The sequence below is a fragment of the Microbacterium sp. zg.Y909 genome, from assembly GCF_024626565.1.
Map to the genome: position 1 here is coordinate 1 of NZ_JANJFJ010000047.1, position 9,928 is coordinate 9,928.

Annotated in this window: 9 protein-coding genes and 1 pseudogene; 4 read left to right on the forward strand and 6 right to left on the reverse strand. The window is 72.2% G+C overall.

What is annotated here, in order from left to right; all coding sequences use genetic code 11:
* Positions 1-7: 7 nt before the first annotated feature.
* Genes NQ160_RS05855 through NQ160_RS05870 form a run of 4 tightly spaced genes read right to left on the reverse strand, consistent with a single transcriptional unit; the run spans position 8 to position 4,855 of the window.
* Positions 8-1,087: an ABC transporter permease gene (locus NQ160_RS05855; RefSeq protein WP_257514293.1), complete on the reverse strand. Its 1,080-nt coding sequence runs from the start codon at positions 1,085-1,087 to the stop codon at positions 8-10.
* Positions 1,084-2,193, reverse strand: coding sequence for an ABC transporter permease (locus NQ160_RS05860; RefSeq protein ID WP_257514294.1), 1,110 nt, complete (start codon positions 2,191-2,193; stop codon positions 1,084-1,086). The genes NQ160_RS05855 and NQ160_RS05860 overlap by 4 nt, the downstream gene beginning before the upstream one ends.
* A complete protein-coding gene (locus tag NQ160_RS05865) occupies positions 2,190-3,752 on the reverse strand; it encodes a sugar ABC transporter ATP-binding protein (protein WP_257514295.1) in 1,563 nt (520 codons plus the stop codon). The genes NQ160_RS05860 and NQ160_RS05865 overlap by 4 nt, the downstream gene beginning before the upstream one ends.
* Positions 3,749-4,855, reverse strand: a complete 1,107-nt coding sequence (locus NQ160_RS05870) for a Gfo/Idh/MocA family protein (protein ID WP_257514296.1) — start codon at positions 4,853-4,855, stop codon at positions 3,749-3,751. The genes NQ160_RS05865 and NQ160_RS05870 overlap by 4 nt, the downstream gene beginning before the upstream one ends.
* A gap of 116 nt (positions 4,856-4,971) precedes the next feature.
* On the opposite strand from NQ160_RS05870, the gene NQ160_RS05875 reads away from it, so the two are divergent.
* The gene (locus NQ160_RS05875) at positions 4,972-6,162 is read left to right on the forward strand and encodes an ROK family transcriptional regulator (protein WP_257514297.1); all 1,191 of its coding nucleotides are present in this window, start codon (positions 4,972-4,974) and stop codon (positions 6,160-6,162) included.
* 176 nt (positions 6,163-6,338) lie between these two features.
* Positions 6,339-7,370, forward strand: coding sequence for an NADP-dependent oxidoreductase (locus NQ160_RS05880; RefSeq protein WP_257514298.1), 1,032 nt, complete (start codon positions 6,339-6,341; stop codon positions 7,368-7,370).
* A gap of 18 nt (positions 7,371-7,388) precedes the next feature.
* On the opposite strand, the gene NQ160_RS05885 is transcribed toward NQ160_RS05880, so the two are convergent.
* On the reverse strand, positions 7,389-8,279 hold the full coding sequence (locus NQ160_RS05885) for a LysR family transcriptional regulator ArgP (protein ID WP_257514300.1): 891 nt from the start codon (positions 8,277-8,279) through the stop codon (positions 7,389-7,391).
* Positions 8,280-8,347: 68 nt separating this feature from the next.
* Between NQ160_RS05885 and NQ160_RS05890 the strand changes: the two genes are divergently transcribed.
* Complete coding sequence (locus NQ160_RS05890) at positions 8,348-9,010, forward strand: LysE/ArgO family amino acid transporter (protein WP_257514301.1); 663 nt, start codon at positions 8,348-8,350, stop codon at positions 9,008-9,010.
* 41 nt (positions 9,011-9,051) lie between these two features.
* Complete coding sequence (locus NQ160_RS05895; RefSeq protein ID WP_257514302.1) at positions 9,052-9,327, forward strand: acylphosphatase; 276 nt, start codon at positions 9,052-9,054, stop codon at positions 9,325-9,327.
* Positions 9,328-9,542: 215 nt separating this feature from the next.
* Here NQ160_RS05895 and NQ160_RS05900 read toward each other — a convergent pair.
* A pseudogene (locus NQ160_RS05900) lies at positions 9,543-9,928 on the reverse strand (50S ribosomal protein L1); the annotation flags it as partial.

Here is a 9,928-nt window from a genome sequence, read left to right on the forward strand (position 1 = left end):
GCATTGCTTATTCTCCTCTGGTTGCCGTGCCGCCGTCGGCGGCCAGGACGGATGGTCCGGGCGTGGCATCCGACCGGCCCGGAGGCGTCTCGGAGTCCGCCCCGGGTGCGGGGGTGGCCGGTGGTGTCGCGCGGCGGCGGGCGCGGAACGCGACACCCGAGTACGCCACGGCGGCGATGATGATGACGCCCTGCACGGAATCGCGCAGCGACGTGGGGATCTCGGCGAAGTTCATCAGCAGGAACAGTGCCTCGAGCACGAACGCCCCGGCCACCGCGGAGACGATCCAGCCGCGGCCCCCGCCGAGCACGACGCCGCCGAGCACGACGGCGGTGATGGCGATGAACTCGTAGCCGCGACCGACCGCGGGGTGCACACCGGCGTAGCCGACCAGCAGCACGGCGGTGAGGGTGGCCGACAGCGACGAGAGCACGAACGCGCGCGTGACGATCCACCAGTCCCGCGCGCCGGAGTAGCGAACGGCACGCGGGTTGTCGCCGATCGCGATGAGCATCTTGCCCAGTGGGCGGCGGGTGAGCCAGACCGCGAAAGCCAGCCAGGCCCCGAGGATCGGCACCGCCCACGGCAGGAACTCGATGAGCGGGATGTCGCGGATGCCGCCGCGCCCGATCTGCCGGAAGCTGTCGGCCGGGTTGCCTGTGGCCGCTCCTCCGGTCCACCACATGACCGCTCCCAGCAGCGCAAGCATCATGCCGAGGGTCACGATGAACGACGGCACTTTCAGCAGGGTCGTGAGCAGCCCGTTGACGAGCCCCACGGCGACCCCGAAGACGGCCATGAGCGCCAGCACCGGCACGGTCCGCGAGTCATCCTGGCCAACAAGGTTGCCCGCGATGATCACCTGCGCGGTGATGAGCGACCCCTGCGACAGGTCGAACTCGCCGGCGATGATGACGAAGTACTGCCCGATGGCGACGATCGCGATGGGCGCCACGCGCTGGATGTACCGCATGAACTGTCCGGGCTCGGCGAAGCCGGGGTTGAGCACCGTCACCGCCACGAGAAGAACGACCAGCAGCAGGAACACCGCACCCCGCGGGCTCAGCAGCGTGCGCACCGCGTTCATCTGCCGTCACCTCCTCCGGTCGCCGCCGCCGGCCGGCTGCCCACGTGGTCGGCGTCCGCGAGCAGGTCGGCCGATGCCGCCACCATCGCCGGCGCGGCCGCCGCCGCCCTGGCATCGCCACCCGTCCGCGTGCCGCCGGGGCCGAACCGTGCCCGCCGGCGCACGATGGCGCGACGGCTGTAGACGGCGACCGCCGCGACGATCACGACACCGCGGACGACGTCCTTGAGGAACGGGTTCACCTGCATCACGCTCATCACGTTGTCGACGACGGCGAAGATCGCCACGCCGCCGATGGTTCCCCACACCGAGCCGCGGCCGCCCATGAGCAGGGTGCCGCCCAGCACCACCGCCGCGATCGACAGCAGCGCGTAGCCGCCCTGCTGTCCGACCGTGGGACTTCCCACCCCCAGCCTGCTCGCCAGCAGCAGCCCGGCGAGACCGGCGAACACCGAGCAGAGCACGTGGGCGACGATGAGCGGCGGCTGCGTGCGCAGACCCGACAGCCGTGAGACGTCGGGGTCGCCGCCGACGGCGTACAGGTGCGCACCGGTGCGGGTGCGATCGAGCAGGAACCACACGGCGGCTGCGAGGGCGAGCATGATCACCGTCGAGACCGGGATGGGGCCGATGCCCGTCGCGCCGACCAGCTGGAAAGACCACGGCACCGACCCGGCGCTCCCCTGGTACCCGGTGTTGAGCACACCCTGCAGGATGAGCCCCACGCCCAGCGTCGCGATGAAGCCGTTCACCTTCAGCACGGTCACGATGAGACCGTTGGCCAGGCCGATGCCGGCGCAGACCAGCAGCGTCAGGGTCACCGCCCAGGGCACGTTGCCCGCGTTCCCCGCCATGGTCGTCGCCGCGATGAGACTGGCCAGACTCATCACGTACGTCACGGACAGGTCCAGCGATGACCCCAGGATCACCAGCGTCTGCCCGATGGCGACCAGCCCGAGCACGCTCATGCCGGTGAGGATGTCGCGGATGTTGCCCGGGCTGAAGAAGCTGCGCCCGGTGGTGGCGACGAGGATCGCGCCCACTGCGATGACGAGGATGAGGATGCCGAGCACGATGAGGCTGGCGTCGATCCGCAGGCGCTTCATCGCCCCGCCTCCCCCGTGCCACGATGCGGCTCCGTGACGGCCACGGATCCCGTCGCGGCGGCCAACACCTCGTGCTCGCCTGCGCCGGCGGGCAGCTCGGCGACCAGCTCGCCGTCGCGCATGACGAGGATGCGGTCGCTCATTCCGATGACCTCGGGCAGTTCGCTCGAGACCATGAGCACCGCTTTGCCGTCTGCGGCCAGCTGCCGCATGAGCTGATAGACGGCGATCTTCGCGCCGACGTCGATGCCTCGGGTGGGTTCGTCGAACAGCACCACGTGCGGACCGGTCACGAGCCACTTCGCCAGCACCACCTTCTGCTGGTTGCCGCCGGAGAGGTAACGCACCTCCTGGTCGAGCCGGCCGGCGGTCACTTCGAGCGAGCTGAGGATGCCGGGTGCCTCGCGGCGCGCCGCGCGGGTGCGCCCTGCGAAGACGCTGCGGACGACCAGCAGGGTGTTGTCCCGTACGGACTGGCTGAGTGCGAGCCCCTGAGCCTTGCGGTCCTCGGTGATCAGCGCCAGCCCCGCCCGGACGGCGGCGCGCGCTGTGTGCAGTCGCACGGGGCGCCCGTCCAGACGCATGGTGCCGCGGGTGAACCCGTGCACGCCGAAGATCCCCTCGACCAGTTCGGTGCGTCCCGACCCCTGCAGCCCCGCAATGCCGACGATCTCGCCGGCGTGCGCGACCAGGGTCACCCCGTCGACGAACTCGTTGCCGCACGCCTCCAGCTCCACGCGGGCGTCGCCGCGCACGGTGCCGGCCACCGGCCCGGGGAAGTACGACTGGATCGGCCGGCCGACCATGCGACGCACCAGCTCGCCGGTCGTCAGGTCCGCCGCACGGTCGGTCGACACCAGCATCCCGTCCTTCAGCACGGTGATGCGGTCGCAGAGGTCGAAGATCTCCTTCAGCCGATGCGAGACGTAGAGCACGGCGACGCCCCGCGCGGTCAGCTTGCGCACGATCGCGTACAGCAGCTCCACCTCGTGATCACTGAGGGCGGCGGTGGGCTCGTCCATGGAGATCACCCGCGCGTCGAACGACAGCGCCTTGACGATCTCCACGATCTGCTGCTCGGCGACCGTGAGCGAGCCGACGCGGCCGGCGGGGTCGATGAACGAGACGCCCAGGTCGTCCAGCAGTGCGCGGGTGCGCGCCACCATGCCGCGCTTGTCGACGAGGCCGCCGCGCCGCGGCTCCCGCCCGAGGAAGACGTTCTGGGCGACCGACCGCTCGGGCAGCAGGGTGAACTCCTGGAACACGGTGACGAGTCCGGCATCCATCGCCTGGCGGGGGTGGCTGAACGAAACGCGCTCCCCTTCGTACTCCACGGTTCCGGCGTCGGGCTGATGCACGCCGGCGAGGATCTTCATGAGGGTGGACTTGCCGGCACCGTTCTCGCCGACCAGGCCGTGCACCTCGCCGCGACGCAGTTCGATCGCCACGTCCTGCAGCACGGGCACGCCGAAGAAGCTCTTGCCGATGCCGTGTGCGCGCAGCACGACGTCTCCCGGCCCGGCGGGGACCGGGGCGTCTGCCAGCGCGGTGTCGGTCACGGCGCCACCTCGATCCATTCGCGCCGCGCGGCCGACGCCAGCACCGCCTCGGCGAGCACCGCCGCCCGCAGCCCGTCGGCGAACGTCGGAAGGCCGTCGGGCGCTTCGCCCCGGACGGCGGCGTGCACGTCGGCGACGAAGCCGTCGAAGGCGTCCTGGTATCCCATCGGGTGCCCCGCCGGCATCCGCTGCAGGCGGGCCGATGACGGGTCGGCCGTGGCAGGATCGCGCAGGAGCAGCTGGGAGCCGCGGCGCCCCCCGACCCACAGCTCCTCCGGCTGCTCCTGCGCGAATCGGAGGCTCTCCGAGCTGCCGTGCAGCTCCAGGACGAGCCCGTTCTTGCGCCCGGGTGCCATCTGCGACACCAGCAGGCTGCCGACTGCGCCCGAGCGGAGCTCGACCGTCAGCGCGGCGATGTCCTCGTTGCCGACCGCGTGACCGCCCCGCCGGTCGAAGACGCGGCGGGTGACGGCGGTGAGACGCACGATCGGCTCTCCCGCGACGAACTCGAGCAGGTCGCACAGGTGCGAGCCGATGTCGGCGAACGCCCGTGACGGCCCGCCCGCCGCGGTGTCGGCCCGCCAGTCGTCGTCGGATGCCGCGAGCAGCCAGTCCTGCAGGTAGGCCCCCTGCACGCTCAGCAGGGTGCCCACCTCTCCCCGCGCCACTCTGGCGCGCGCTTCGCGCACCATGGGGTGGTAGCGGTAGACGAACGGGACGGCCGCGACGACACCGGCATCCGCTGCGGCCTCGACCAGGCGGCGCGCGTCGGCGGCGCTCGTGGCGAGCGGCTTCTCGCACACCACGTGCCGCCCGGCGGTGAGTGCGGCCAGCGCGTACGCCGCGTGCGTGGCGTTCGGCGTGCAGACGTGCACGATGTCGATGTCGGATGCCGCCACCAACGCCCCCGCGTCCGCCTCGCTGCGCTCCGCGCCGAGCCGACGGGCCGCCTCAGCAGCGCGGGCGGGCGTGGAGGACGCCAGGGCGATCAGCGGCGATCCGGCCGCCCGCGCCGCTGCGGCGTGCACGCGGGCCATGAAACCGCCGCCGAGCAACCCCGTGCGGATCGTGTCGACACCGGTGTCGAGAACGTCCGTGGTCATGCCGGTGATTCTGACACGCGGACGACAGCTTTTGCTAGTACCCCGTCAAAAGTTCTCGTGCACAGATGCGAATGCCGTCGCAAAGACGCGCACAAGTCGTGTGCTTTACTGTCCGCATGGTCGACGTCGCACGGGGCACGGGAATGGGAAACCCCGAGGCCGGCGAGATCTTCCAGATCCTGCGGGACGGGCGCGCGCGCACGAAGGCGGAGCTGGCCACACTCACCGGGCTGGCGCGGTCGACGGTCTCATCCCGCGTCGACGCGCTGCTGGCGGCGGGGCTCGTGCGGCCGGCGGGAGAGGCGGTCTCGACCGGCGGACGGCCGCCCGCCCGCATCGCCTTCAACCCGCTCGCCGGGCTGACCCTCGCCGTCGACCTCGGTGCCACCCACGTCACCGTCGCGGTCGCGGACCTCGCGGGGCACATCCTCGCCTCGCGCACGCGCCCGCAGGACATCGCAGAGGGCCCCGAGGCGGTCCTCGACAGCGCCCTCGCCGACGCCCACACACTCCTCGACGAGATCGACGCCGCGCCCGCGCGCCTCGTCGGAGTAGGCATCGGCGTGCCGGGCCCGGTGGAGCACTCCACCGGCCGCCCCACCAACCCGCCCATCATGCCCGGTTGGGACCGGTTCGACGTGCCGGGCTACGTGCAGCGCACCTTTGCCGTCCCCGTGCTCGTCGACAACGACGTGAACATCCTGGCCCTCGGCGAGCAGGCCGTCAGCTGGCCGGGGGTGAACGACCTCGTCTTCGTGAAGGTGTCCACCGGCATCGGCGCGGGGATCATCTCGGGCGGCCGGCTCCAGCGCGGCGCCCAGGGCTCGGCGGGCGACATGGGCCACGTGCAGGTGCCGTACAGCCGTGACTCCCCCCGGCCGCCGGGCGACGAACGCGACCTCGAGGCCATCGCGAGCGGCACCGCGATCGCCGCGGAGCTGCGCACCCAGGGCATCGACGCGCGCACGAGCGCGGACGTCGTGGCCCTGGTGCGCCTGGGCGACCCGGCGGCGATCGCGGCGACCCGCCAGGCGGGGCGCGAGGTCGGCGAGGTGCTCGCGACCGTGGTGAACATGCTGAATCCATCGATCATCGTGATCGGGGGAAGCATCGCCCACGCCGGCGAGCACCTGCTGGCCGGGGTGCGCGAGGTGGTGTACCGCCGGTCCATCCCGCTGGCGACGCAGCACCTCGGAATAGTGCAGTCGCAGGCGGGCGAGACCGCCGGTGTGCGGGGGGCGGCGATCATGGTGACTCAGCACGTGCTGTCTCCCGCCAACGTCGACGCCCTGGCCGCCCGCGCCTGACCGCCCACCCACCCACCCCAACCGCGAGGATGCCGGGGGGCGGATGCCGCGGGGGCGAGTCGTTGCACCCGCGTAACACGGGCGAGACAAATTGCGGGTTGACTGGGACGACACCCCATCCCGGGCCGAACCGAGCAGCGCCGCCGCCTACCCGCGGGGCGCGGAAGGAGCGACCGATGCGATTCCGGCCGCTGAGATCGACCACCGTCCCCGACGCCGGGGCCGTCGTCGTCTCCGATCCCCCACCCACGATGCGCGCCGTCGTCTTCGACCACCCCGGCGGGGCGGAGGTCCTGCGGGTCGACGACGTGCCGGTGCCGAGCCCCGTCCTCAGCGAGGTGCTGGTGCGCGTCGTCGCCGCCGGCGTGAACCCGATCGATGCGAAGACCCGCGGCGGCGCCGGGGCGACCGCGGGCATCACGTCGTATCCGAGCACCCTGGGCTTCGACTTCAGTGGCGTCGTGGTGAAGTCCCCGTACGAGTCGCACCCGCTCCCGCCGGGCACCGAGGTCTACGGCATGGTGCCGTTCCCCCGCTCGGGCGGCACGTACGCGGAGTACGCGGTCGTGCCCACGCTGTCGGTCGCGCGCAAGCCGGCATCCCTGTCCCATGCCGAAGCGGCCGGCGTGCCCCTGGCCGCCCTCACCGCCTGGGGCCTCGTGGTCGAGACCGCGCACGCGCATGAGGGGCAGCGCATCCTGATCCACGCCGGCAGCGGCGGCGTCGGCCACTTCGCCGTGCAGCTGGCCGCCTACTTCGGTGCCCATGTCACCGCCACCGGCTCCGAGCGCAACCTGCCGTGGCTGCGCGAGCTGGGGGCGTCGGTGGTCATCGACTACGCGACCACGCGGTTCGAGGACGTCGCCGGCGACGTCGACGTCGTCATCGACCTTGTCGGCAATGTGCACGACGACACCGGCAGCCGCTCCCTCTCGGTGCTGCGCCCCGGCGGCCTGTACATCCTGGTGCCGACGGGCGGCTGGCCGGGCTACGCCGAGGCGGCCGCCGCGGCGGGCGTGCGCGCGACGTCGTACAAGGTGATCCCCGACGGCGGGGTGCTGGCGACGCTCTCGCGGCTGCTGGAGTCCGGGTCGATCCGGGTCTTCCTCGATCGCGTGTTCGACCTGGATGAGGCCGCCGCGGCGCACACCGAGCTGGAGCGTGGCCACACCCGCGGCAAGTCGGTGCTGCGCGTCAGCGACGACTGACCGGGCGGCGGGGCCCGCTCACTCCGACACGAGCGCCCGCCGCGCTTCGCCGACGAGCTCGTCGGCGATCGCATCCAGCAGCGGGGACCGCAGATTCCACTGCTGCCAGTACAGCGGCACGTCGACCGCGTCGTCGCCCAGCAGCACGAGCTCTCCGGCATCCAGGGCGCGCTGCGACTGCAAACGGGGCAGCATCGCCCAGCCGAGCCCCAGCGCGACGGCGGAGGCGAAGTCGTGGGATGCCGGCACATAGTGCCGCGGCGGCGCCCCCGGGTCGACGCCGCGACGGCCGAGCCACGCGCGCTGGATGTCGTCGCGACGGTCGAAGTCCACGAGCGGCGCCGCGGCGAGGGCACCGACGTCGGCTCCGTCGGGGAACCACCGCGCCACGAAGCCGGGCGTGGCCACCGGCTCGTAGCGCAGCGTGCCGAGCGCGGTCACGGCGCACCCGGCGACCGGCGCGCCCTGCGAGGTCACGGCCGCCATCACCGTGCCGCTCTCCAGGAGCCCCGCGGTGAAGTCCTGGTCGTCGCGGTGCAGATCGAACACGACCGGGTGCCGGCGCGACAGCCGCGCCAGCGGCGGCAGGAACCACGTCGCCAGCGAATCCGCGTTGACGGCCAGCGGCACCGAGGTCACCGCCGCCTGCTCGCCGCCGAGCTCACGCACCGCATCATGCTCGAGCAGCGCGAACTGCCGCGCCAGCCGCACCACCGCCCGGCCGGCATCCGTGGCGCGCACGGGCTTCGACCGCACCAGCAGCACTCGGCCCACGTGCTGCTCCAGCGTCTTGATGCGCTGGCTGACCGCCGAGGGCGTCACGTGCAGGCGCCGCGCCGCGGCATCCAGCGTGCCCTCGTCGATGACGACCGTCAGGGTCTCGGCCAGGTCCACGGGGATTCGAGGCATAAGTCATGCTAACGAGACTGAAGAATCATGAGCTGTACTGATCCGCCCGGGCGACGTAACGTCGACATGTGCTCCCCTCCCTCGTCGCCGGCTTCGCGCTCGGTCTCTCGCTCATCGTCGCGATCGGCGCGCAGAACCTCTTCGTGCTGCGCCAGGGGGTGCGCCGCGAGCACGTCGCGGCTGTCGCGATCGTGTGCGCGCTGTCGGATGCCGCGCTGGTCGCGGCCGGAGTGGCGGGACTCGGCATCGCGCTCGAGGCCATGCCGTGGCTCGTGGACGTCGTGCGGTGGGCGGGCGCGGCATTCCTGCTCGGCTATGCCGTGCTGGCCGCTCGGCGCGCGTGGCGACCCAGCGGCGCGGCGCTCACCGCCGGCACGGCGCAGGCGCAGCCGGCCCGCGGCGAGACGGCATCCGCCCCACCCGGCGCGACCGTGGCGCGGACTCGACTCGCGCCGGTGCTGCTGACCTGCCTCGCACTCACCTGGCTGAACCCGCACGTCTACCTCGACACGGTCTTCCTGCTCGGCGGCGTCGCCACCACCCACGGCGACCTGCGCTGGGTGTTCGCCTTCGGCGCGATGGCGGCGAGCGTCGTATGGTTCTTCTCGCTCGCCTACGGTGCACGATTCCTCGGGCGGTGGCTGGCGACTCCCCGCGCGTGGCGCGTGCTCGACGCCGTCATCGCCGTCGTGATGGCGGTGCTCGCGGTCAGTCTCGTGCTGCCGCACTGACCCAGGTCGCGCGCCGACGCCGCGCGCGGCACGATGGTGCCATGAGGCGTGTGCACGTGATCGTCCGCGGCGAGGTGCAGGGCGTCGGCTACCGGTACACCCTGCGGATGGTGGCGACGGATGCCGGCGCATCGGGCTGGGTCCGCAACCGCCGAGACGGCTCGGTCGAGGCCGAGATCGAGGGCACCGCGGACCAGGTCGACGCCGTGCTCGCGTGGATGGCCGACGGCCCGCCGGGCTCTCGCGTCGATGCCGCAGCGGTGACCGAGCGCGAGGCCGGCGGCGGCGCCGGGTTCGACGTCCTGCCCACCGCTTGACCAGCCTCACGTTCCACTGTCCACGCCACTCCCGTTCGCGCTCCCGCTCCTCCCGCCCACCCCTCACCTGACGCGGACCACGCTTTCCCGGCGCCTGCAGCGACCATTCGCGACAGGCGAGCACCCTCTCGTGAGCGCCCTCGCCCGGCAGACCGCCCGGAAACGACGCAGGGACCCCGCGCGGAGGCGAGGTCCCTGTGTGTGAGCGGGTCGGCTCAGAAGACGTTGACGTCCAGCGGGATGCCGGGGCCGAACGTGGTCGACATGGCACCCTTCTGGATGTAGCGGCCCTTGGAGCTCGACGGCTTCAGACGCACGATCTCTTCGAGCGCGGCCTTGAAGTTCTCGTCGAGCTGCTCGGCCGAGAACGACGCCTTGCCGATGACGAAGTGCACGTTGGCGTGCTTGTCGACACGGAACTCGATCTTTCCGCCCTTGATCTCCTCCACGGCCTTGGCCGGGTTGGGGGTCACTGTGCCGGTCTTCGGGTTGGGCATGAGGCCACGGGGACCCAGCACCTTACCGAGGCGACCGACCTGGCCCATGAGCTCGGGCGTGGAGACCGCGGCGTCGAAGTTGGTCCAGCCACCGGCGACCTTCT